At 37.8% G+C, this 23,807-nt stretch carries 20 protein-coding genes; 9 read left to right on the forward strand and 11 right to left on the reverse strand.

Features of this window, described 5'->3' with window-relative positions:
- Positions 1-235 precede the first annotated feature (235 nt).
- Entirely contained in the window at positions 236-1,930 is a 1,695-nt protein-coding gene (dld, locus tag DV356_RS03715; protein WP_005694374.1) for a D-lactate dehydrogenase, read from the forward strand.
- Between the two features lie 548 nt (positions 1,931-2,478).
- Here the strand turns inward: dld and pdxT are convergent.
- Both pdxT and pdxS read right to left on the reverse strand, forming a co-directional pair.
- Complete coding sequence (pdxT, locus tag DV356_RS03720) at positions 2,479-3,057, reverse strand: pyridoxal 5'-phosphate synthase glutaminase subunit PdxT (protein WP_005687358.1); 579 nt, start codon at positions 3,055-3,057, stop codon at positions 2,479-2,481.
- Positions 3,058-3,933: a pyridoxal 5'-phosphate synthase lyase subunit PdxS gene (gene pdxS / locus DV356_RS03725; RefSeq protein ID WP_118806524.1), complete on the reverse strand. Its 876-nt coding sequence runs from the start codon at positions 3,931-3,933 to the stop codon at positions 3,058-3,060. It abuts the gene before it with no gap.
- A 463-nt stretch (positions 3,934-4,396) separates the two neighbouring features.
- On the opposite strand from pdxS, the gene cmk reads away from it, so the two are divergent.
- The 7 genes from cmk (at position 4,397) to yciH (ending at position 9,828) form a co-directional block, all read left to right on the forward strand.
- A complete protein-coding gene (cmk, locus tag DV356_RS03730) occupies positions 4,397-5,074 on the forward strand; it encodes a (d)CMP kinase (RefSeq protein WP_114890267.1) in 678 nt (225 codons plus the stop codon).
- A 96-nt stretch (positions 5,075-5,170) separates the two neighbouring features.
- Positions 5,171-6,820 (forward strand): 30S ribosomal protein S1, encoded by a 1,650-nt coding sequence (rpsA, locus tag DV356_RS03735; RefSeq protein ID WP_005650125.1) that lies wholly within the window; start codon positions 5,171-5,173, stop codon positions 6,818-6,820.
- 122 nt (positions 6,821-6,942) lie between these two features.
- Positions 6,943-7,227 carry an integration host factor subunit beta gene (locus DV356_RS03740; protein WP_118806525.1) on the forward strand — a complete coding sequence of 95 codons (285 nt, stop codon included), beginning with the start codon at positions 6,943-6,945 and terminating at the stop codon, positions 7,225-7,227.
- A gap of 74 nt (positions 7,228-7,301) precedes the next feature.
- The gene (locus DV356_RS03745) at positions 7,302-7,595 is read left to right on the forward strand and encodes a LapA family protein (protein ID WP_005650128.1); all 294 of its coding nucleotides are present in this window, start codon (positions 7,302-7,304) and stop codon (positions 7,593-7,595) included.
- Complete coding sequence (lapB, locus tag DV356_RS03750; protein WP_118806526.1) at positions 7,595-8,785, forward strand: lipopolysaccharide assembly protein LapB; 1,191 nt, start codon at positions 7,595-7,597, stop codon at positions 8,783-8,785. Before DV356_RS03745 ends, lapB begins: the two co-directional genes overlap by 1 nt.
- 23 nt (positions 8,786-8,808) lie before the next feature.
- Complete coding sequence (gene pyrF, locus DV356_RS03755) at positions 8,809-9,501, forward strand: orotidine-5'-phosphate decarboxylase (protein WP_005667227.1); 693 nt, start codon at positions 8,809-8,811, stop codon at positions 9,499-9,501.
- A 6-nt stretch (positions 9,502-9,507) separates the two neighbouring features.
- Entirely contained in the window at positions 9,508-9,828 is a 321-nt protein-coding gene (gene yciH / locus DV356_RS03760) for a stress response translation initiation inhibitor YciH (protein WP_005663537.1), read from the forward strand.
- Between the two features lie 28 nt (positions 9,829-9,856).
- Here the strand turns inward: yciH and hda are convergent, their stop codons facing one another.
- From hda to aceE, 8 genes are all read right to left on the reverse strand, one after another.
- A complete protein-coding gene (gene hda / locus DV356_RS03765) occupies positions 9,857-10,552 on the reverse strand; it encodes a DnaA regulatory inactivator Hda (protein WP_074030104.1) in 696 nt (231 codons plus the stop codon).
- Positions 10,553-10,615: 63 nt separating this feature from the next.
- Positions 10,616-11,860, reverse strand: a complete 1,245-nt coding sequence (locus DV356_RS03770; RefSeq protein WP_118806527.1) for a nucleobase:cation symporter-2 family protein — start codon at positions 11,858-11,860, stop codon at positions 10,616-10,618.
- A 103-nt stretch (positions 11,861-11,963) separates the two neighbouring features.
- Complete coding sequence (upp, locus tag DV356_RS03775; protein ID WP_005657618.1) at positions 11,964-12,590, reverse strand: uracil phosphoribosyltransferase; 627 nt, start codon at positions 12,588-12,590, stop codon at positions 11,964-11,966.
- Between the two features lie 139 nt (positions 12,591-12,729).
- Positions 12,730-14,796: a DNA polymerase III subunit gamma/tau gene (dnaX, locus tag DV356_RS03780; RefSeq protein WP_118806528.1), complete on the reverse strand. Its 2,067-nt coding sequence runs from the start codon at positions 14,794-14,796 to the stop codon at positions 12,730-12,732.
- Between the two features lie 11 nt (positions 14,797-14,807).
- Positions 14,808-15,350 (reverse strand): adenine phosphoribosyltransferase, encoded by a 543-nt coding sequence (apt, locus tag DV356_RS03785; RefSeq protein ID WP_005650156.1) that lies wholly within the window; start codon positions 15,348-15,350, stop codon positions 14,808-14,810.
- Between the two features lie 159 nt (positions 15,351-15,509).
- Entirely contained in the window at positions 15,510-16,934 is a 1,425-nt protein-coding gene (gene lpdA, locus DV356_RS03790; protein WP_118806529.1) for a dihydrolipoyl dehydrogenase, read from the reverse strand.
- A 131-nt stretch (positions 16,935-17,065) separates the two neighbouring features.
- The gene (gene aceF, locus DV356_RS03795) at positions 17,066-18,670 is read right to left on the reverse strand and encodes a pyruvate dehydrogenase complex dihydrolipoyllysine-residue acetyltransferase (RefSeq protein ID WP_118806530.1); all 1,605 of its coding nucleotides are present in this window, start codon (positions 18,668-18,670) and stop codon (positions 17,066-17,068) included.
- A gap of 62 nt (positions 18,671-18,732) precedes the next feature.
- Positions 18,733-21,393 (reverse strand): pyruvate dehydrogenase (acetyl-transferring), homodimeric type, encoded by a 2,661-nt coding sequence (aceE, locus tag DV356_RS03800; RefSeq protein ID WP_118806531.1) that lies wholly within the window; start codon positions 21,391-21,393, stop codon positions 18,733-18,735.
- A 299-nt stretch (positions 21,394-21,692) separates the two neighbouring features.
- On the opposite strand from aceE, the gene mgsA reads away from it, so the two are divergent.
- Positions 21,693-22,151 (forward strand): methylglyoxal synthase, encoded by a 459-nt coding sequence (mgsA, locus tag DV356_RS03805; protein ID WP_118806532.1) that lies wholly within the window; start codon positions 21,693-21,695, stop codon positions 22,149-22,151.
- 144 nt (positions 22,152-22,295) lie between these two features.
- Here mgsA and DV356_RS03810 read toward each other — a convergent pair whose 3' ends face one another.
- Complete coding sequence (locus tag DV356_RS03810; protein WP_118806533.1) at positions 22,296-23,741, reverse strand: YdgA family protein; 1,446 nt, start codon at positions 23,739-23,741, stop codon at positions 22,296-22,298.
- Positions 23,742-23,807: the final 66 nt, after the last annotated feature.

Genomic DNA, 23,807 nt, shown 5'->3' on the forward strand with positions numbered 1-23,807 from the left:
TTTATGTAAATTAGCGGATACTTTAGAAAGTGCGGCTAAAAATTCTGATGTTTTTTTTATTGTGCTTAAAATTCACTTCAAAAACTACCTCATCCCAATTTACCCTCAAAGAGAGAATTTTCTTTATATGCAGAGCAATTCCAAAAAAACACCGATTAAAGCCTAAAATATCCTTATCCAAATGGGAATTATTCTGTTATAGTGCTATTAATTCTTATTACAAGAGGATAATAAAATGTCTGTTCAACAACTCATTTCACGACTGACCGATATTGTTGGCTCTCGTTATATTATTACTGATCCAACTAAAACAGAAGCTTATCGAAGTGGTTATCGATTTGGAACAGGAAACGCCCTAGCTGTTGTTCGCCCTGCCACTCTACTTGAGTTTTGGAACATTGTAAAAGTTTGCGTTGAACATGATGTTATTGTTATAAACCAAGCGGCGAATACAGGTTTAACTGGTGGCTCTACACCAGATGGCAATGATTATGATCGCGATATTGTCGTCATCAATACAATGCGAATTGACGGAATCCAACTCATCAATAACGCTTCCCAAGTTATTTGCTTACCAGGCTCTACACTCAATGAATTAGAAAATCAACTTAAACCGTTTGGTCGTGAACCCCACTCTGTTATTGGCTCATCTTGCATTGGTGCATCAGTTATTGGTGGGATTTGTAACAACTCAGGTGGAGCATTAGTTCAACGTGGACCAGCCTATACAGAAATGGCACTTTACGCTCAACTTAATGAAAAAGGTGAATTAGAACTAAAAAATCATTTAGGCATTGATTTAGGAGAAACTCCTGAAGAAATTTTAACTAATCTACAAGAAAAACGTTATCAGGTTAAAGATATTCGACAAGATTGCGGACATGGTCACGACCATTACTACTGCAACTATGTTCGTCAAGTTGATGAAGGCTCCCCTGCTCGTTTTAATGCCGACCCAGCTCGCCACTATGAAGCCTCAGGCTGTGCAGGAAAACTTGCTGTCTTTGCGGTTCGTTTAGACACCTTTCCGCTTGAAAAAGAGACGGCTGTTTTCTATATCGGCACCAATCAAACTTCTGTGTTGAGCGATATTCGTCGCCACATGTTAGTAAACTTCGAAGTGCTACCCATTTCAGGTGAATATATCCATCGTGATGCATTTGACATCGCAGCAAAATATGGCAAAGATACCTTTTGGGTCATTAAAAAGTTTGGTACACATTGGCTACCAAAACTCTTTTCCTTAAAATCAAACGTGGATCGCATCGGCAAAAAATTCTTCTTTTTACCACAACATTTAAGCGATAAATTTATGCAAACTGTGTCTAAATTCATCCCAGAACATCTTCCACAAAGCTTATGGGATTATCGCAACAAATACGAGCATCACTTAATTATCAAAATGGGTGGAAAAGGCATTCAAGAAGCCCGTGAATATTTGGAATCCTACATTGCAGATGGCTCAAAAGGTGGCTATTTTGAATGCAATGCAATCGAAACCCAAGCTGCAATGCTTCATCGTTTCGCTGTTGCAAGTGCTGCAATTCGTTATCGTGCAATTCACGAAAAAGAAGTAGAAGAAATAGTTGCTTTAGATGTTGCATTACGTCGCAATGATCAAGATTGGTTTGAAGTGTTACCGCCAGAAATTGATAACAGAATTATCTCTAAACTTTACTACGGACATTTTATGTGCCATGTCTTTCACCAAGATTACATTGTAAAAAAAGGTTATGATTATGAAGAACTAGAATACGAAATGTTGAAATTACTTGACAAGCGTGGTGCGCAATACCCAGCCGAACACAATGTAGGGCATTTATACGAGGCTAAACCAACCTTGAGAAAATTCTATAAAGAGTTGGATCCAACCAATAGCTTTAATCCAGGTATTGGTAAAACGACGAGGAAAAAATACTGGGCGGAATAAACCTCTAAAATGCAAAAAAGATGTCAAATGTGACCGCTTGTTTATTATTTCCTCTTCTTAGATAGAGCCAACTCATCAAAATAAGGTCAGCAAATTATCTGATGTTTACCGCAAAATTATTTGACTTATTCCAGTCTACACTTGTACAGTAATTGTTGGTTACTAAATGTGACATTGTAAAGTGATTGATTTGTCGTGGATTGGCAATGAGCACGAAAAGGGCTGCTTGATATAATATTTTGGCAATCGTAAGATCCAAGCCGTCGGTGCTTTCATAGATGATTCAGTCCGCATTGAAACCTTGTAAATACTCAATGGTGTGTAATGTCTTTAGGATTGTTGATTTTGGTTCGTTTTGGGGAAAGCCCAATTACGAAGTGGCGTTTGCTCTCGTCAATACAACAAGAAATTTTGTTTTTGTTCATCCTTATCCTACCTTGCATTCGGTTTTAAGTCTAGTAACTGTTCGGTTTTTTGATGAAAATTATCTGCTCTCATTGCTACAATATGGTTTGTTTCCTAGGGAGGGCAGATATGCAGATAATGGTTTATGCTACTTTACATATATCGATAAAGTACTTATGCAAACTCAAGTTATTTGTTAATTCAGGATGAAATGATGTTACCAGCATATTCTTTTCTTGGGCTGCAACGATTTTATTATTTACCGTTGCAAGAATATTGACTTTTTTACCAACACTACTGATAATAGGTCCTCTGATAAAAGTCATAGGAATTTTACCAACCCCCTTGCAATCTGCTTCTGTATAGAAACTTCCCAATTGGCGTCCATAGGCATTCCTCTCAACCACAATGTCCATTGTTCCAAAATGACTCTCTTTCTGAGAAGTAATCTCTTTAGCCAACAGAATCAAACCAGCACAAGTTCCAAAGACAGGAAAGCCAGAAGAGATAGCTTGTTTTATCGGTTCCAGCATATACAGCTCTCTTAAAAGTTTTCCTATGGCGGTTGACTCACCGCCAGGTAGGATCAAACCTGATAAATCACTGTAATGTTGTTGAAAATTTTTTAAATTTCTCAGTTCGACACTTTCAATTCCTAATTTTTCTAGCATTCGTGCATGTTCCGCAAAGGCACCTTGTAGAGCTAATATTCCGATTTTCATTTATTTTCCTCGCTCAGCCATGAGAATTTGGATTTCATTTTCATTGATACCAACCATGGCTTCACCTAAATCTTCGGAGATTTGTGCTAGGATTTGTGGATTTCGATAGTTAGTTACAGCTTTGACAATAGCACTCGCACGTTTTATAGGATCTCCTGACTTAAAAATACCTGAACCAACAAAGACACCCTCTGCGCCAAGTTGCATCATCAAGGCCGCATCTGCTGGAGTTGCAATTCCTCCAGCTGCGAAGTTGACAACTGGCAATTTCCCATGCTTATGGACGTATTGAACCAATTCTACAGGAACTTGTAAATCTTTGGCCGCAACATAGAGCTCGTCCTCACGTAAATTTTGAATGCGACGAATTTCTTGACTCATCATGCGCATATGGCGAACAGCTTGGACGATATCTCCTGTTCCTGGTTCTCCTTTTGTACGAATCATTGAAGCCCCTTCAGCGATACGACGCAAGGCCTCGCCCAAATCCTTGGCACCACATACAAAAGGTACTTGGAATTCTTTCTTGTCCACATGGAAACGGTTGTCAGCTGGAGAAAGCACTTCACTCTCATCGATATAGTCAATTTCAATAGCTTCCAAAATCTGAGCCTCAACGAAATGTCCAATTCTAACTTTTGCCATAACTGGAATGCTAACTGCTCCTTGGATTTCCCTGATCATCTTAGGATCGCTCATTCGAGAGACACCTCCAACAGCACGAATATCTGCAGGAATTCGTTCCAAAGCCATCACTGCAGCTGCACCAGCAGCTTCTGCAATGCGAGCTTGTTCAGGGTTTTGAACATCCATGATAACACCACCTTTGAGCATCTGTGCTAAGTTTTTATTTAGTTCATAACGATTTTCAGCCATTTCTTTGTCCTCATTATTTGATTATTTGTATTGATAGCTACGTTTTTTATTGTAATGTAGAAAAGTCTTTAGAACAAGTTTGAAAAAATGCGTATATATTAAAAGGCATAATGTCTAGCGTGCTTAATTTCAGTTTTTTGTATAAACGAAGTGTAGAACGTCAGAAGGATTGTCCAATTTAATAATAGAAAAAAGAGCTACTTTAGCTGAAAGAATTTCGTCCTTAAGTGCCACAATAGTTATTAAAAAAACCTTGAAATGTTTTTAAAAACCTTTTTCTATGTGGTTAGATTTTCTGAAATTTAAGAAAAAGCTTGAAAGGGAGTTTACGCTTTCCTAGAGCTTGTGAAATTAACTTTATTAGATAAGCCATACAAAAAAGCTAGTAATAATCTTTAGGATGGTAATGAGGGGCAATTGTCTCTATAATGCGCAAAATTTTGAGAATGAAAGGATAATTTGTATGGGAATGATTATTACTGTTGATGGGCCTAGTGGTGCTGGGAAAGGGACGCTTTGTTATGCGTTGGCTGAAAAGTTGGGCTATGCATTGTTGGATAGTGGGGCGATTTATCGCGTTACTGCATTGGCAGCGTTGCAACGTAAAACTGATCTAACAAATGAAACAGATTTAGCAGAATTAGCCCGTCATTTAGATATTCAATTTATTCCTCAAAATGGCGAGGTAAGCATTTTGCTTGCAGGAATGGATGTGAGCCGTTTAATTCGCACGCAAGAAGTGGCAGATGCTGCGTCAAAAGTAGCAGTCTTTCAAAAAGTGCGGTCAGCTTTATTACAACTTCAGCAAGATTTTGCGAAAAATGATGGATTAATTGCGGACGGCAGAGATATGGGAACGGTTGTATTCCCAAATGCACAAGTAAAATTATTTTTAGATGCAAGTGCTGAAGAACGTGCAAAAAGACGCTATAAACAGTTGCAAAATAAAGGAATAAATGGTAACTTTGCACAGATTTTAGCCGAGATAAAAGAGCGTGATTTTCGTGATAGAAATCGTGAAGTTGCGCCGCTAAAACCAGCAGATGATGCTTTATTATTGGATAGTACAACCTTGAGTATCGATGAAGTTATTGATCAGGCGTTAGCTTATATTCAAGAAAAGGTATCAGTTTTGATTTAACTGTTTGTTCAAGGAAGAATAAGCATTTATCCTCAACCCCGCATTTTATGGATTTTAATGTGGATGTTATTAACTTAAATTAAGAAGATTATTTATATGTCAGAATCTTTTGCTCAACTTTTTGAAGAATCATTAAAAGTCCTTGAAACTCGTCAAGGTTCAATCGTTAGCGGTACTGTAGTAGCTATCCAAAAAGGCTTTGTGCTTGTTGATGCAGGTTTAAAATCTGAGTCTGCAATTCCAGTTGCTGAATTCTTAAATGCACAAGGCGAACTTGAAATCCAAGTTGGCGATACTGTAAATGTTGCATTAGATGCAGTTGAAGATGGTTTCGGCGAAACTAAACTTTCTCGTGAGAAAGCGGTTCGTCACGAATCTTGGATTGAATTAGAAAAAGCTTACGAAGAAAAAGCGACCGTTATCGGTTTAATCAACGGCAAAGTGAAAGGTGGCTTCACAGTTGAGTTAAACGGTGTTCGTGCATTCTTACCAGGTTCTTTAGTTGATACTCGTCCAGCGCGTGAAGCAGATCACTTACTTGGCAAAGAATTAGAATTCAAAGTAATCAAATTAGATCAAAAACGTAACAACGTTGTTGTTTCTCGTCGTGCAGTAATTGAATCTGAAAACAGCCAAGAACGTGAACAAGTATTAGAAAATCTTGTGGAAGGTTCAGAAGTTAAAGGTGTCGTTAAAAACTTAACTGAGTACGGTGCATTCGTTGATCTTGGTGGTGTTGATGGTTTATTACACATCACAGATATGGCTTGGAAACGTGTTAAACACCCAAGTGAAATCGTAAATGTTGGCGATGAAGTTACTGTTAAAGTATTAAAATTCGATAAAGATCGTACTCGTGTATCTTTAGGCTTAAAACAATTAGGTCAAGATCCATGGGCAGCAATTGCTGAAAATCATCCAGTAAACAGCAAATTAACAGGTAAAGTAACTAACTTAACTGACTATGGCTGTTTCGTTGAAATCTTAGATGGCGTTGAAGGTTTAGTTCACGTTTCTGAAATGGATTGGACTAATAAAAATATCCACCCATCTAAAGTGGTTAGCTTAGGCGATACTGTAGAAGTAATGGTATTAGAAATTGATGAAGAACGTCGTCGTATTTCTTTAGGCTTAAAACAATGTAAAGCTAACCCTTGGACTCAGTTTGCTGATACTCACAACAAAGGCGATAAAGTAACGGGTAAAATCAAGTCTATCACTGATTTCGGTATCTTCATCGGTCTTGAAGGAGGTATCGATGGTTTAGTTCACTTATCTGATATTTCTTGGAGTATTTCAGGCGAAGAAGCTGTTCGTCAATACAAAAAAGGTGACGAAGTGTCAGCTGTTGTATTAGCTGTTGATGCAGTAAAAGAACGTATCTCTTTAGGTATTAAACAACTTGAAGAAGATCCATTCAATAACTTTGTTGCAATCAACAAAAAAGGTGCGGTAGTATCTGCAACTGTTGTTGAAGCAGATGCTAAAGGTGCTAAAGTTGAATTAGCAGGTGGTGTTGAAGGTTATATCCGTTCTGCTGATTTAACAAGTGAAGTAGCTGTTGGCGATGTCGTTGAAGCGAAATACACTGGAGTAGATCGTAAATCTCGCATTGTTCACTTATCAGTGAAAGCAAAAGATCAAGCTGAAGAAGCTGCGGCAGTTGCAAGTGTAAATAACAAACAAGAAGATATTGTTATTCCAAATGCAATGGCTGAAGCATTTAAAGCAGCTAAAGGTGAATAATTAATTCACGTAATAAGGCTGGGCTGATGTCCAGCCTTATTTGTTAGGAGTTATTGCTAATATATTTGTGTAATTTATTATCAATAGATCTTAATTTAAGTAATATTAAGGAAGTATAGACGATGACTAAGTCAGAACTTATGGAAAAATTGTCAGTAAAACAGCCAACTTTACCTGCAAAAGAAATTGAAAATATGGTAAAAGATATTTTAGAGTTTATTTCTCAATCTCTTGAAAATGGTGATCGTGTTGAAGTTCGAGGTTTTGGTAGCTTTTCTTTACATCATCGGCAACCACGTTTGGGAAGAAATCCGAAAACAGGCGATTCAGTAAACTTATCAGCTAAGTCTGTTCCATATTTTAAAGCGGGTAAAGAATTAAAAGCTCGAGTGGATGTTCAGGCTTAATTGATTAAAATTTAATTAAAATATTTTTGATTAAAAAGTTTATTTTGGGTTACAAATATTTTAAAGGAAATGAAATGATTAAATATATTTTAGGTATTGTGATCTTTATTGCTATTGTGTTAGTTGCAATTACCATTGGTGCGAATAACGATCAGATTATTACATTTAATTATATTGTGGCAGAAAGTCAGTTTCAGCTTTCAAGCCTCGTTGCTATTTTATTTGGGTTAGGTTTAATTCTTGGTTGGCTAATTACTGCTTTTTTCTATATTAAGTTAAAATTAAAAAATATGGCACTAGCTCGTCAAGTGAAACGTCAGACTTTACAAATCAATGAATTGACGACTACGCGCGATAAGGTCGTTTAATGATAGAATTACTCTTTCTATTATTGCCTATTGCTGCTGCCTATGGTTGGTATATGGGGCGGCGTAGTGCGAAGAAAGATCAAGATGACGTAAGTAATAAACTCTCCCGAGATTATGTTACGGGAGTGAATTTTTTACTTTCCAATCAAACTGATAAAGCTGTAGATTTGTTTTTAGATATGTTGCAAAAGCAAGAAATCGAAAATGAAATCGAAAGTCACTCTCAATTTGAAGCAGAACTTACACTTGGCAATCTGTTTCGTTCTCGAGGCGAAGTTGATCGCGCATTGCGCATTCATCAAGCTTTAGATCTTAGTCCTAATTATACTTTTGAACAAAAATTACTTGCAAAACAACAGCTTGCTCGAGATTTTATGGTGGTTGGTTTTTTTGACCGAGCTGAGAATCTTTATATTTTACTAGTAGATGAACCTGAGTTTGCAGAAAATGCTTTACAGCAACTTTTAGTGATTTATCAAAAGACAAAAGAATGGAAAAAAGCAGTCAATATTGCTGAAAAACTCGCTAAAATAAAGCCACAAGAGAATAATATTGAACTTGCGCAATGTTATTGTGAATATTCACAAAGTTTAGAGCCTGAAAGTGCGGTTGAAAAACGCAGTGTTTTACAAAAGGCTTTGTCGGTTTCTCCGACTTGTGTTCGCGCTTCTTTATTGCTTGCAAATTTAGCAATGCTTGACGGTCAATATCAACAAGCAGTAAAAATATTAGAAAATGTTTTGGAGCAAAATCCAGATTATACGGGTGAAATTTTGTTACCTTTAAAACATTGTTACGAAGAATTAAATCAGTTAGATAATTTTGAGTTATTTTTAATTCGTGCAGGTCAAATTATTAATAATGATGAAGTAGAGCTGGCACTAGCCAAATTAATTGAAGAAAAAGATGGCAAGTCTGCTGCTCAAGCTAAGCTTTATCAGCAACTCACGAAAAAGCCAAGTACTTTAATTTTCCATCGTTTTATGCAGTATCAAATTGATGATGCAGAAGACGGGCGTGGAAAAGAAAGCTTAATTTTATTACATAAAATGGTTGGTGAACGAATTAAGCAAACATCGCCTTATCGTTGTACAAATTGTGGTTATCAAATCCATAAGCTATTGTGGAATTGCCCATCTTGCCGTCAATGGGAAAGTATTAAACCGGTTTCAAATCAAGAACATAATTAATTGACACTCAGTGAGGTAACATTATGACAAGTAAAATTATTGTGGCATTGGATTTCGAGAAAGAAGCAGAGGCTCTTGCTTTAGTTGATCAAATTGATCCAAGTTTGTGTCGATTAAAAGTGGGTAAAGAAATGTTTACTACACTTGGTATTAATTTTGTAAAACAATTACATCAACGTAATTTTGATGTTTTTTTGGATCTGAAATATCACGATATTCCAAATACGGTAGCAAGAGCAGTTCGTTCTGCTGCTGATTTAGGCGTATGGATGGTGGATTTACACGCAAGTGGTGGCTTGCGTATGATGGAAGACGCGAAGAAAATTCTTGAACCTTATGGGAAAGATGCGCCATTGCTTATTGCTGTGACGGTATTAACCAGTATGGAAGACTTGGATTTATTACAAATTGGGATTAATGCATCGCCAATGGAACAAGTTTTACGCTTAGCTCATTTAACCCAACGAGCAGGTTTGGATGGTGTGGTTTGCTCTCCGCAAGAAGTTGAAATTTTACGTAATGCTTGTGGAGAAGACTTTAAATTAGTGACCCCAGGGATTCGTCCAATAGGAACTGATTTTGGCGATCAAAGACGTGTAATGACACCTACCGCAGCAATTCGTGCTGGTTCAGATTATTTAGTTATTGGACGCCCAATAACTCAAGCGGATAATCCTGCGGAGGTTCTCCGTTCTATTAATGTATCTATTGGGTAATTATAAATGTCAGATTCTGTTTTAGTGTATTCAACAGATGTGGGTCGAATTAAAGAGGAAAAGGCTTCTGTAGTTCGCCCAAAAGGAGACGGTGTTGTACGTATTCAAAAACAAACGAGTGGTAGAAAAGGTGCTGGCGTATCAGTTATAACTGGTTTAGATTTATCTGATGAGGAATTGAAAAAATTAGCTGCTGAATTAAAAAAACGTTGTGGATGTGGTGGAGCAGTTAAAAATGGTATTATTGAAATTCAAGGGGAAAAACGAGATTTGCTCAAGCAATTATTAGAGCAAAAAGGGTTTAAAGTTAAATTATCAGGTGGATGATTAAAAAGGCGCATTAGTGCCTTTTTTGTTAGAGATTCAAAATTTTTTTGACGAAAGGAATCGTAAGATTTCGTTGAGCTTGTAATGATGCTTTATCTAGTAGATCAAGTGCTTCAAATAAAGTATGCATATCTCGTGCTAGTCGTGTAATTAAAAAATTTGCAGTTTCGTCAGATAATTGGAATCCTCGTTGGTAAGCTGCGAGTTGTAGTACTTTGATTTTTTGTTCGTCTGTTAATGAATTTAATTGATAAATTTCCCCCCAAGTTAAGCGAGAGTTTAAATCAGGCAATTTGACAGAAAGTGCGGAAGGCGATTTATCTGCACTAATTAGTAAAAGCGTTTTCCCACTTGCTTTAATTTGATTAAACAGATCAAAAATAGCTAATTCCCATTCATCATTTCCGATTACACTTTGTAAATCATCTAAGCATACTAATTCTTGTTGCTCTAAATTTTCAAGAACTGCGGTAGAAAAATATTGAGATTTGCTAAGGGGTACATAAATAGCAGTACGTTGATTGATTAAATATTCGTTACTGAATGCTCTAAGTAAATGGGTTTTACCAGAGCCTTTATCTCCCCAAATGTAGAAAAACGGTTGTTTTAAATCAGATGAATTTTTGCGTAAAGAATCGAGCAATAAAAGATTATTATCGCCGTAAAAGTTCTCTAATGTAGCATCATCAATTTGATGAATAGGTAAGGGGAGTTGCTTATTCAAATGTTTATGTAGTACAGATTAAGTAAGAAAGGGCTAAATGATAATTTAACCCTTTGAAATGGCTTATTCTACTTCATTTTTTGCTTTCGGTAAAACAAGGTTTAAGATGATAGCAACAATCGCACACAAGCTGATACCTTTTAGTGATACGTTACCCACATCTACAAACATATTGCCGATACCAAATGTCATTACGACAGAAATAATACAAAGATTACGAGCTTCGGTAACATCAACTTTTCCGCGAATTAAGGTACTCATGCCCACAACTGCGATTGAACCGAAAACAAGCATCATAATTCCACCCATTACAATAGTTGGAATGGTTGATAGGAATGCGCCTACCTTTCCACAGAATGAAATCGCAATAGCCCAAACTGCAGCCCAAGTCATAATATTTGGGTTAAAGTTGCGTGTTAGCATCACAGCACCAGTAACTTCCGCATAAGTCGTATTAGGCGGACCACCAACTAAAGAGGCAGCAGCGGTAGCGACGCCATCGCCTAATAAAGTGCGGTGTAATCCTGGTTTTTTTAAAAAGTCTTTACCTGTTACAGAGCTAATCGCCATAATACCGCCCACGTGTTCTACGGCGGGGGCAATGGCAATTGGTAACATATAAAGAATGGCTTCTAGGTTAAATTCAGGTGTCGTTAATTTGGGCAAACTGAACCAAGGCGCATCAATCACTGGTTGGAAATTAATTAAACCTAGAAATAAACACAAAATATAGCCTGCGGTAATACCGAACATTATTGGAATAAGTTTCATCAATCCTTTGGCAAATACTGCCACAGATAAAGTGGTAAGAAGCGTTACCATTGAAACTAATACTGCGTCGTTATAAGCATAGGCACTGTTTTTGCCTAAGGACATATCCACCGCAATAGGTGCAAGCCCCATGCCAATGATAATAATTACTGGCCCAACAACCACTGGTGGGAAAAAACGTTGTAATGCTTCTGCTCCCCGTAATTTTACTAAAGTGCTCAAGGCGAAATAAACAAGACCAGTGAACGCTAAACCGCCCATCGTAGTCGCAATTCCCCAAGTTTGTACGCCATATTGAATGGGCGCGATAAAGGCAAAAGATGATGCCAAGAAAATAGGCACTTGCTTGCCTGTGCAAAATTGGAAGAGTAGGGTGCCAACGCCAGCGGTTAATAATGCCGTATTGGAATCAAGTCCTGTAATTAATGGTACAAGAACAAGCGCACCAAATGCAACAAAAAGCATTTGTAGGCCAACGAAAGATTGTTTTAATTTGCTTTGATTTTCCGAAGGAAAAGAAGAAGTTTGGTTTGTCATTTAGTTTCAACTCTCTGTTTGAATTAACTTAAAAGTGCGGTCAGTTTTTCTTGTGTTTCACGCACGGAAAAAAGACGGCTTAAATGCCGTCTTGTTTTGGGGATTATTTTGTCCCAAAAATTTTATCGCCCGCGTCACCAAGACCCGGAATAATGTAACCTTGTTCATTTAAATGGCTATCAATAGAAGCACAGTAAAGTTCAATGTCAGGATGTGCAGCCTCAAGAGCTTTAATTCCTTCTGGTGCAGCCACTAACACTAATACTTTGATATGTTTACAACCTTTTGCTTTTAAAAGATCGAGGGTTGCAATCATAGAACCGCCCGTTGCAAGCATTGGATCTACAACAATTGCAAGACGTTCTTCTAAATCGCTGGCTAATTTTTGAAAATAAGGGACTGGCTTAAGGGTTTCTTCATTACGGTAGATTCCCACTACACTGATACGTGCGCTTGGTACATGTTCAAGTACACCATCCATCATACCTAAACCAGCACGTAAAATTGGCACAACCGTTACTTTTTTACCTTTAATTCGATCAATTTCTACAGGGCCATTCCAACTGTTGATCGTTACTTTTTCAGTTTCTAAATCAGAGGTTGCTTCATAGGTTAATAGGCTACCAATTTCTGTTGCCAGTTCACGGAATTTTTTTGTATCAATCTCAGCTTCACGCATCACACCTAGTTTGTGTTTTACAAGTGGGTGTTTTACTTCAACTAGTTTCATTTTCACTCTCCTTTTGACTCTTAAAAAACAAATTGACGAATTTTAGATTAAAAACATACAAAATGGTAGAGTTTAATAAAAATATTCTGATGGTTTTATAAATTTGATAGGGAAATTGTGAGGGGAAAACACAATATTTTTAAACTGGTCGAATACTCTCTACGTCTAATTTTGCATCAAATTCATTAAGCAACATTTGTAGTTTGCTATCTTTTTGCAATTCATTTTGAGCTTTTTCCCGCAATGCTTGATAAATATTACGGCGATATTCAATTGGCGTCGTGACATTGCTATCATCAAGATTGATTGTTAATCGAATATCTTTACCTTGCAATTTACTTAAAGCTTCAACCAAATTTTTTATACTTCTGTCTTGGCGTAAATGAGATTTTTCTGAATGTAGTCCAAGATTGATTTCATCATCGGTTTTGCTTTGTAAGAAACAATTTAACGCTAATTCTTTGCTAAATCCTGTTACGCCAGAACGTTCAACTATATTTGCCCACTCATCTTGTTGTTGAGTTTGGGTGATGATTTTTAAACGTAATTCAGGCGTAATATCTTTTAAAATCGCCTGTTTTATATCGGAAGGACGAACGCCTGTATCGGCTTTAGCAAGTTCTGGATTGCTCCATTCCCAACGATAGGTGTCAGCACTCAAGATTTCTTGTTCATCTTGAGCAACTTCTGCATTATCATCACTTGAATTTTCTTCTGTGCTATTTTCTTGTGGAGCTTGTGCGGCATTTGGTAGTGATGTTGGCTTTTCTATGTGCTTGGGCTTTGGTTCAGTCATTTCTCGCACGGGAAGTGCGGTCATTTTTTTATAAGATTTTTCTTCGTCCAGTTCTTGGATGTGATGTAAAGTCTCACTTACTGCAGCTAATGATTCAGCTTTGTGTTCTTGACGTTCTTGGTTTTCCAGTTGTGTTAAATGTTCCAGCGCATCTAAAGCCGAAAGGCTTGCCAAATTTGGAATGCTCGTTTTATTTGGTTTTGCTTGAGAATAAGCTGATTTTATACTTTGCGACAGTACTGGCACATCTACATAATTACCAGTATTTTCAACCGCACTTGGCGTTGATGGCGGTGGCGTAATTGTAGTGTTAGCCTTTGGTACTGCCGTAAGGAACTTTGGGTGGAATGCCAATGCCCTCAATAATGTCATCTCTGCACCAATACGACGATTTGGTGCATTTGATAAATCTTTTCTACCAGAAACAATGACTTGATAAAAAAACTGAACATTTTCTGGAGAGATGTGTTTGGCTAAAAATGAAAAATGTTCATTGTTATCTGAAGATTTTTGTGGAAGAAGTTGCATAAGCGCAATTTGATGTAATTTTTCTGCACATTCGCCAAGTAATTTATCCCAATCGCCTGCCGCATCAGCAACTCTTTGTAGTGTTCGCATTAAGAGTTCGCCATTGCCTTGATGTAAGGCGTATAAAATATCAACAGAATAGTTATCATCAAGCAACCCTAACATATTGCTTACAACATTATTTGTAACTTGTCGGTCGCCCATTGCAATGGCTTGATCCGTTAAACTTAAGCTATCACGAATACTTCCTTGTGCCGCTTTTGCAAGTTTAACTAATGCAGGTTCTTCAAAAGGAATATTTTCTTGCGTCAAAATATGGGCAAGATGCTGGGAGATTTGAGTTTCATCTAATGCTTTAAGATGAAATTGTAAACAGCGAGAAAGAATAGTTACAGGTAGTTTTTGTGGATCTGTTGTTGCGAGTAAAAATTTTACATATTCGGGCGGTTCTTCTAAAGTTTTGAGCAACGCATTAAATGAATGACGGGATAGCATATGGACTTCATCGATTAAGTAAACCTTAAATCTGCCCACAACTGGTTTATATTGCACGTTATCCAATAATTCACGCGTGTCTTCAACTTTTGTGCGAGATGCCGCATCAATTTCAATTAAATCAATAAAATTGCCTTGCTCAATAGCTTTACAATTTTCACATTCGCCACAAGGCGTTGCCGTTACACCGTGAACACAATTTAATCCTTTTGCGAATAATCTAGCAATAGAGGTTTTTCCTACACCACGCGTGCCTGAAAAGAGGTAAGCGTGATGTAGTCGATTATCTTTTAATCCATTTGCTAATGCCGTGATAATATGTTCTTGCCCAACGACATCAGCAAAAGTTTTTGGTCGCCATTTTCTGGCTAAGACTTGATAGCTCATCGAATCCTTAATTAATGACCTTCAAAATTGACGAGTGTATAGCAATCAACGCCCAAATTATTTAAGCGTTTTTCGCCACCTAATTCAGGTAAATTAATCACAAATGCAGCGTGTTTTACCGCTCCACCTAAACGTTGCACTAATTTTACTGTCGCTTCAACGGTGCCACCAGTTGCTAATAAATCATCAATAATTAAAACATTGTCACCTTCTGAAATTGCATCAACGTGCATTTCCAAAGTATCTTGACCATATTCTAATTGATAAGATTGCGAAATAGTCTCACGTGGTAATTTTTTAGGTTTACGTACTAATTCGAAAGGTAAACCTAGTGCTAAGGCAACGGGGGCACCAAAAATAAAACCACGAGATTCAGTTCCAAGCACTTTGGTAATTCCTTTATCGCGATATTGTTCCACAATAAGATCTATTGTTGCTTTAAAAGCTGCTGGAACTTCTAAAAGGGTAGTAATGTCGCGGAAGATAATGCCTTCTTTTGGATAGTTAGGAATTGATTTGATAGAAGATTTAATTAAATCAAGTTGTGTAGTCATAAATAATGCTCAAAAGTGCGGTAAAAAAAAGAAACGTTTTTGGATTGGCATTCTATCATAAAAAAATAGAAAGAGAGGAAAATAAAAATCCCCAATTGGGGATTTTTATTTAGGCTGGAATTTTTAATCTAAGCAGAATTAAAAATTCTTCAATAAGAATTATTTTTTCTTCGCTTTTGCATTTGGAAGGTCAGTAATTGAGCCTTCAAATACTTCCGCAGCTAAGCCAACAGACTCGTGTAACGTTGGGTGTGCGTGGATAGTTAATGCGATATCTTCTGCATCACAACCCATTTCAATTGCCAAACCAATTTCGCCTAATAATTCCCCACCATTAGAACCTACGATTGCACCGCCCAGTACACGATGCGTATCTTTATCAAAGATTAACTTCGTCATACCTTCTGAACATTCAGATGCAATCGCGCGGCCTGATGCAGCCCAAGGGAATTTAGCCACTTCGTAGTTTAAGCCTTCTTGTTTACATTCTTTCTCAGTTTTACCTACCCACGCCACTTCTGGTTCGGTATAAGCGATTGATGGAATTACTTTAGGATCGAAGTAGTGTTTTTGTCCCGCAATGACTTCTGCGGCAACGTGACCTTCGTGAACACCTTTATGTGCTAACATTGGCTGACCTACAATATCCCCAATTGCGTAGATATGTGGCACATTTGTACGCATTTGTTTATCAACGTGAATAAAACCACGATCATCTACTTCAACGCCTGCTTTACCTGCATCAATCAATTTACCATTTGGCACACGACCGATAGCGACAAGTACTGCATCATAACGTTTGGTGTCATTACATGCTTTGCCTTCCATTGAAACATAGATACCATCATCTTTTGCTTCAACTGCAGTCACTTTGGTTTCAAGCATTAACTTGAATTTTTTCTCAACTTGTTTAGTGTAAATACCAACAACATCTTTATCTGCTGCAGGAATCACTTGGTCGAACATTTCAACAACTTCAACTTCAGAACCTAAAGCATTGTATACAGTCCCCATTTCTAAACCGATGATACCACCGCCCATAATAAGTAGTTTTTTCGGTACTTCTTTTAATTTAAGCGCATCTGTTGAATCCCAAATACGTGGATCTTCGTGTGGGATAAAGGGTAATTGAACTGGACGAGAACCTGCCGCAATAATGGCATTGTCGAATTTAACAGTCGTTGGGTTTCCATCGCGATCACGCGCAACTAATGTGTGAGAATCGGTAAAAGTCGCTAAACCCTCAACAACAGTCACTTTACGTGCTTTTGCCATTCCCGCTAAACCGCTTGTTAATTTAGCAACAACGGCTTCTTTACCTGCTCGCACTTCATCTAGATCAATGCGTGGTTCACTAAAATAAATACCATTTTTATTAGCATGCTTTGCTTCTTCAATTACTTTTGCAACGTGTAATAACGCTTTAGATGGAATACAACCTACGTTTAAACACACCCCACCTAAGGTTGAATAACGCTCAACAATAACAGTTTCTAATCCTAAATCCGCACAACGGAATGCGGCTGAATAACCTGCAGGGCCTGCACCAAGTACAACGACTTGGGTTTTAATTTCTTTACTCATTTTTACCTCGTAAAAACGTTAAAAATATTGACCGCACTTTTACGGTCTTTGTAGTCTTTGTAGGGTGGGCTTCAGCCCACCAAAGATTTCTAATAGATCTCATTAATAGGTGGGCTGAACCCACCTACGGATTACATTACTAATCGGCGTAAATCTGCTAAAACAGAGCCAAGATAGCTAATGAAACGAGCACCATCTGCACCATCAATGACACGGTGGTCAAATGATAATGACATCGGAAGAATTAAGCGTGGCGCAAATTCTTTACCGTTCCATACTGGCTCCATTGATGATTTAGACACACCGAGGATAGCTACTTCTGGCGCATTTACGATTGGCGCAAAGTGCGTTGTACCAATACCACCAAGACTTGAAATGGTAAAACAGCCGCCTTGCATATCTGATGCAGTCAATTTGCCTTCACGTGCTTTTTTCGACACTTCCATTAATTCACGTGAAAGTTCAATGATGCCTTTCTTGTTTACATCTTTGAACACTGGAACGACTAAGCCATTTGGTGTATCTACAGCCACACCGATGTTAATGTATTTTTTCAAGATTAAACGTTGTGCATCTTCGGTAATTGAGCTGTTGAAACGAGGGTAGGCTTCTAATGCTTTTGCCGCTGCTTTCATAATAAACACAACTGGCGTGATTTTTACACCAAGTTTTTGTTTTTCTGCTAATACATTTTGTTCTTTACGGAAGGCTTCTAAATCAGTGATATCTGCTTTATCGAAGTGAGTAACGTGTGGAATTATTACCCAGTTACGATGTAAGTTAGCACCTGAAATTTTGTTGATACGACTTAATTCAACTTCTTCAATTTCACCAAATTTACTGAAATCAACTTTTGGCCACGGCAATAAGCCTAAGCCAGCACCGTTTGCTACGCCATTGCCTGATGCTTGGGCTGTTGCACCGCTTTCATAGGCTTTAACTGCGGTCTTCACATAAGCTTCGATATCTTCTTTAACGATACGACCTTTACGACCTGTACCTTTTACTTTATCTAAGTTTACGCCAAATTCACGTGCTAAACGACGAATTACAGGTGTTGCGTGTGCATAGCCTGTACTTGCTTCTACTTGTTCTTGGCTTAATCCAGATACGTTGTTATTTGATTGAGGTGCTTGTGTAGTAGGAGCAGAGGCTGCTGCCTGTGGTGCTGATGTTGAAGCTGATGCTGATGTTGCTGCTGGAGCTGTACCTGCTACTTCAAAACGCATAATTAATGAACCAGTTGAAACTTTATCGCCTGATTTCACTAGAATTTCTTTTACCACACCGCCGAATGGAGCAGGAACTTCCATTGAGGCTTTATCGCCTTCAACGGTAATTAAAGATTGTTCTTCAGTGATTGTATCGCCAACTGCAACCACAATTTCGGTTACATTGACTTCATCGCCACCAATATCTGGCACATTTACTTCTACAATAGCTGAAGCCGTTGGTGCGGTAGCAACCACTGGTGCAGTAGGCTCATCAGCTGCTGGAGCAGCACCTGCCGCTTCTAATACAAGCATTGGAGTACCAGTTGAAACTTTATCGCCCACTTTCACTAAAATTTCTTTTACAACACCCGCTTCTGGTGCAGGCACTTCCATTGAAGCTTTATCGCCTTCAACGTTAATGATAGATTGATCAACAGAAATGGTATCGCCTACGTTTACCATCACTTCTGTTACGGTAACTTCATCACTACCAATATCAGGAATTTGAATTTGTTTTGACATTTTTTGTTCCTTTTAAAGTGCGGTCATAAAACACAATGTTTTTTGACCGCAGTTTTCATCAATTACGCATAAAGCGGATTGATACGATCTACATTCAAACCGAATTTCGCAATCGCATCTGCAACCACTTGGTTAGATACTGTACCTTCTTTCGCTAATTGAGAAAGTGCAGCAACCACAACATAACGTGCATCAACTTCGAAGTGTTCACGTAAGTTTGCACGGCTATCTGAACGACCGAAACCGTCTGTACCTAATACATGATAGTGCTTACTTGGTACAAATGCACGGATTTGATCAGCATAACCTTTCACATAGTCAGTTGAAGCAACGGTTGGTAAATCAGCTAATACTTGAGCAACGTATGGTACGCGTTGTGTCTCTGTTGGGTGTAATAAGTTCCAACGTGCTGCATCATGACCTTCGCGTGCTAATTCATTGAATGAAGGCGCAGAAAATACATCTGAAGTCACACCGTAGTCATTTGCAAGAATTTGTGCCGCTTCACGAACGTGACGCATAATCGCACCAGAACCTAATAACTGAACGTGACCTTTGCCTTTTTTACCTTCCACTGTTTCAAATTTATATAAACCTTTACGGATACCTTCTTCCGCACCAGCAGGCATCGCAGGTTGATCCATCACTTCATTTAATGTAGTCATATAATAGAATACATCTTCTTGTTTTTCGCCGTACATACGGTTGATACCGTCTTGCATAATAACAGCAACTTCAAAAGCGAATGATGGATCGTAAGTGATACAGTTAGGAATGATACCCGCTTGGATATGGCTGTGGCCATCTTCGTGTTGTAAACCTTCGCCATTTAAGGTTGTACGACCAGAAGTACCCCCTACCATAAAGCCACGAGCTAATTGGTCGCCTGCAGCCCACATCATATCGCCCACACGTTGGAAACCAAACATTGAGTAATAGATGAAGAATGGAATCATCGGTTGGTTATTGACAGAATATGAATTTGCTGCAGCTAACCAAGATGCGGTTGCACCTAATTCATTGATACCTTCTTGTAGCACTTGACCATCTTTTGCTTCACGATAGTAAGCCACTAAATCACGGTCTGAAGGTACATAGTTTTGACCATGTGGGTTATAAATACCAACTTGACGGAATAAACCTTCCATACCGAAAGTACGTGCTTCATCCGCAATCATTGGAACGATAGTTTTACCGATGTTTTTATCTTTTAATAAGATGTTTAATGCACGAGTAAACGCCATAGTGGTTGAAATACCACGAGGTTGTTCTTCTAATAATGCTTTAAACTCTTCTAATGCAGGAACTTTATATTCAACATCAAATTTAGTACGACGAGCAGGAACATAACCGTTTAATGCTTTACGGTGACCATGTAAGTATTCATACTCAGGTGTGCCTTCAGCAAATTTAATGTATTCTAATTTTTCTACTTGTTCATCGGTTAATGGTAATTCAAAGAAGTCACGGAAACCTTTAAGACTTTCGTAAGACATTTTTTTAGATTGGTGAGCGGTATTTTTACTTTCCGCTTCAGGAATTTTATAACCTTTAACTTGATGCGCTAAAATCACAACTGGTTTCGTTGCATTTTGTGCTTTTGCATAGGCTGCATATAATTTTTCGCTATCGTGTGCACCACGGCGTAATGCCCAGATTTCATCATCGGTCATATCAGCAACTAATGCAGCAGTTTCTGGATAACGACCGAAGAAGTGTTCACGAATATATGCACCATCTTTAGATTTAAAGGTTAAATAGTCTCCATCAACCACTTCCATCATTAACTGAGTTAATTTACCTGAAGTATCTTTCGCGAATAATTTATCCCAATCGCTGCCCCATAAAACTTTAATCACTTCCCAGCCAGCACCAGTAAATAGCCCTTCTAGCTCTTGAACGATTTTACCGTTACCATTCACAGGGCCATCTAAACGTTGTAAGTTACAGCTGATAGTGAAGATTAAGTTATCTAACTTCTCACGAGCCGCAAAAGTTAATGCACCTTTAGACTCAATTTCATCCATCTCGCCATCGCCTAAGAACGCATAAACTTTTTGATCTTTGGTATCTTTTAAACCACGGTTATCGAGATATTTTAAGAAACGCGCTTGGTAGATGGCATTCACAGGGCCTAAACCCATAGAAACCGTAGAAAATTGCCAAAATTCAGGCATTAATTTAGGGTGTGGATATGAAGATAAACCGTCGGTAAAGGCTTCTTGACGGAAGTTATCCATTTGTTCTTCAGTTAAACGACCTTCTAAGAATGCACGCGCATACATACCTGGTGCTGCATGGCCTTGGAAGAAAATTAAATCGCCACCGTTTTTCTCGGTTGCTGCTTTAAAAAAGTGGTTGTAGCAAACTTCATACATCGTTGCTGCAGATTGGAAAGTGGAAATATGCCCACCTAAATCAAGATCTTTCTTCTGACTGCGTAAAACCATCGCAATCGCATTCCAACGTACTGCTGAACGAATACGACGTTCGATGGCGTGATCACCTGGATAAGCAGGTTGCTCAGCCACAGGAATAGTATTCACGTAATCAGTGGTAACTCCTGTTGGCAATGAAACACCACTTGTACGTGCTTGACCAATAACTTGCTCAACAATATATTGAGCACGCTCAACGCCCTCTTCACGAATTAATGAATCTAATGATTGCAACCAATCTTGTGTTTCGATTGGATCAATGTCATTTTTTAAAATCTCAGACATAGGTTTTCCTTAATCTGTTTTGAGTGAATATTAGTTTAGACAAGGCTAAACACGAATACGGCAATATTTGCTTTTCACAAACATTTAACAAATCTTGTAAATTTTAGAAGATTTTTTGAGATAAAGATAGTGAATTTTCATCAAATCATCATATCAAATCAGCTTTGCCATAAATAATTATTTGAAAGTGCGGTAATTTTTTTGTGTTTTTTTGTTCGCTAAAATAACTAGTAAAATATTGCATTCCATCGGGCTTTGTTTTAAAGTTTTTTCAGATTTTTTTCAAAAAGGACTCAGCAATGCAGACAACAACTCGAACCCTCACTCAACACAAACGTATTGCACTTGTGGCTCACGATAGTTGTAAAAAAAATTTACTGAATTGGACGCAAAAACACAAAGATGCTCTAGCTCCTCATATACTTTATGCAACAGGTACAACAGGGCATATTTTAGAACGAGAAACAGGTTTAAGCATTCAATCTTTATTAAGTGGTCCGATGGGAGGTGACCAACAACTTGGTGGATTAATCGCAGAAAAGAAAATCGACATGATGATCTTCTTTTGGGATCCAATGAATGCTGCACCACATGATCCTGATGTGAAAGCCCTTATGCGTATTGCAACAGTGTGGAATATCCCTGTTGCGATTAATCAAAGCTCTGCAGATTTTCTTTTAACTTCAGTTTTATTTGAACAAGATGTGGAAATTGAAGTGCCGGATTATGAGGGGTATTTAAAAGAGCGGTTAGATTAAACTGCAACGAAAATTTACCGCACTTTATAGTTGTAGGGTGGGCTTTAGCCCACCAATTAACCATAAAAAATGAATAAAAACGGTGGGCTGAAGCCCACCCTACGATACTGAAAAACGCGAACAAAATTTACCGCACTGTTTCAGTTATCTCCCAAATCCCCCCATTACAAGTATAAAGAGTACCACTTTCAACTGTTCTTCTGGGATTGGCTTGCCGTTTAGTTTCAAGTCGTTATTTTCTAGAGCAAGCGTTAATGTTACGGTGTTGTCCGTGTTTACGATAATGTCATTCACTTCACCTTCGGTAACTAATTCATTCAATCGGTGAACGAAATCTTGCTTTTGGTTTTCTGGTACAAATTTAGATAACAATGAAATCGCAGTTTCTTTGTTCACATCAAAATTGATCGAAAAATCTTTGAATTGTTTGTATAAGCCACTGTGCATTAAATCAAATTTAGGATTTGGCACTAAAGCAATATTTAGATCCAATGCCACTTTGCCTTTTTCATCAGAAATAGAAAGAGGGGCAAACTTAATTTGAGGCTGATTATTCGCAATGGCCATGCCTGCTTGTTGTAATTTTTGCACCAATGGTTTAGATAAAGGCGTATCTGAGTCGGCTTTGCCTATTGCAACTAAAATATTTAAAAGTTCTTGTAATGCGTTGCCATCAATATGGTTGAATTCTACATTGTTGGTCACTTTACCTAAGTTGTTACCGTTAATATGTAATTCATCCAGATTTGTTTTATTGATGATATTTACTGTATCACCCTCAACTTGTGTAGTTAAATTTGCTTGGCTGTTTTTCTGAATAAGAGAGAATTTTTCGCCACTCTCTGCAGATTCGGTATTTTGCTCAAAATAGCCTATTTTACTATTGATATTCCCACTATAAATAAATGGCCATTTTGTGCTTTGCAACGAGCCTTGTACGACAAGATCTTTTATTTTAATTGATGAAGCGGTTGAAACTGCATGATTTGAGTCATTTGAATTAAATGAATCTACAAATAGCGTATAATTGCTTGGTTCATTTTTATCTAAATCAACGTTTAATACGACATTTGACCAATCAAAATCTGTCTTAGATTGCTCATTGTGATATTGCCCCGATGCAACAAGTTTTAATTCCGCATTACCGCTTAATGAATAATTCATTGTGAAATTCAGTTGTAACGGTTTCTCTGATTCTGTGATATCAAAGAATGCCTGAGTTGTTGCATTTTTTTCTAACAATGTTTGGCTTGAAAAAATGGCTGGAACGAAATTCAGTTTTGCCACACGATCAAGCGGCAAAGGCCCGTGATAAAGTGTTGATGATAAAGGAATAATGATCGTTTCATTTGCCTTGTGAATTTCTATTTGATCTTGAATGTGAGAGGCAAATAATCCTCTTTCAAATTTTATATTTTTATAAAAAATTTTACTTTCTTCTAATGCCTCAGTTTTGGCAAATAGTTGATTTAACTGTTTTAGTTGATGTAAATATTCTTCTTCAGCTTTTTTCCCTGTAAACCATGCACTTGTGCACCAAACGGCAGCAAGAGCAACCACTACGCCTGCAGCAATTTTTGATTTTTTCATTTATTTCTTTCCTATTTTAAAGTAAAAATTTTCGCCAAATTTATCACAAATCCCTTTTTCTTGCCT

The organism is Haemophilus influenzae (assembly GCF_003494325.1).
Taxonomy (GTDB): domain Bacteria; phylum Pseudomonadota; class Gammaproteobacteria; order Enterobacterales; family Pasteurellaceae; genus Haemophilus; species Haemophilus influenzae_I.

Coding starts and splice junctions, on each gene's coding strand:
- dld (WP_005694374.1), top strand. CDS start 236: ATGTCTGTTCAACAACTCATTTCACGACTGACCGATATTGTTGGCTCT.
- pdxT (WP_005687358.1), bottom strand. CDS start 3,057: ATGAAAATCGGAATATTAGCTCTACAAGGTGCCTTTGCGGAACATGCA.
- pdxS (WP_118806524.1), bottom strand. CDS start 3,933: ATGGCTGAAAATCGTTATGAACTAAATAAAAACTTAGCACAGATGCTC.
- cmk (WP_114890267.1), top strand. CDS start 4,397: ATGGGAATGATTATTACTGTTGATGGGCCTAGTGGTGCTGGGAAAGGG.
- rpsA (WP_005650125.1), top strand. CDS start 5,171: ATGTCAGAATCTTTTGCTCAACTTTTTGAAGAATCATTAAAAGTCCTT.
- DV356_RS03740 (WP_118806525.1), top strand. CDS start 6,943: ATGACTAAGTCAGAACTTATGGAAAAATTGTCAGTAAAACAGCCAACT.
- DV356_RS03745 (WP_005650128.1), top strand. CDS start 7,302: ATGATTAAATATATTTTAGGTATTGTGATCTTTATTGCTATTGTGTTA.
- lapB (WP_118806526.1), top strand. CDS start 7,595: ATGATAGAATTACTCTTTCTATTATTGCCTATTGCTGCTGCCTATGGT.
- pyrF (WP_005667227.1), top strand. CDS start 8,809: ATGACAAGTAAAATTATTGTGGCATTGGATTTCGAGAAAGAAGCAGAG.
- yciH (WP_005663537.1), top strand. CDS start 9,508: ATGTCAGATTCTGTTTTAGTGTATTCAACAGATGTGGGTCGAATTAAA.
- DV356_RS03770 (WP_118806527.1), bottom strand. CDS start 11,860: ATGACAAACCAAACTTCTTCTTTTCCTTCGGAAAATCAAAGCAAATTA.
- upp (WP_005657618.1), bottom strand. CDS start 12,590: ATGAAACTAGTTGAAGTAAAACACCCACTTGTAAAACACAAACTAGGT.
- dnaX (WP_118806528.1), bottom strand. CDS start 14,796: ATGAGCTATCAAGTCTTAGCCAGAAAATGGCGACCAAAAACTTTTGCT.
- apt (WP_005650156.1), bottom strand. CDS start 15,350: ATGACTACACAACTTGATTTAATTAAATCTTCTATCAAATCAATTCCT.
- lpdA (WP_118806529.1), bottom strand. CDS start 16,934: ATGAGTAAAGAAATTAAAACCCAAGTCGTTGTACTTGGTGCAGGCCCT.
- aceF (WP_118806530.1), bottom strand. CDS start 18,670: ATGTCAAAACAAATTCAAATTCCTGATATTGGTAGTGATGAAGTTACC.
- aceE (WP_118806531.1), bottom strand. CDS start 21,393: ATGTCTGAGATTTTAAAAAATGACATTGATCCAATCGAAACACAAGAT.
- mgsA (WP_118806532.1), top strand. CDS start 21,693: ATGCAGACAACAACTCGAACCCTCACTCAACACAAACGTATTGCACTT.
- DV356_RS03810 (WP_118806533.1), bottom strand. CDS start 23,741: ATGAAAAAATCAAAAATTGCTGCAGGCGTAGTGGTTGCTCTTGCTGCC.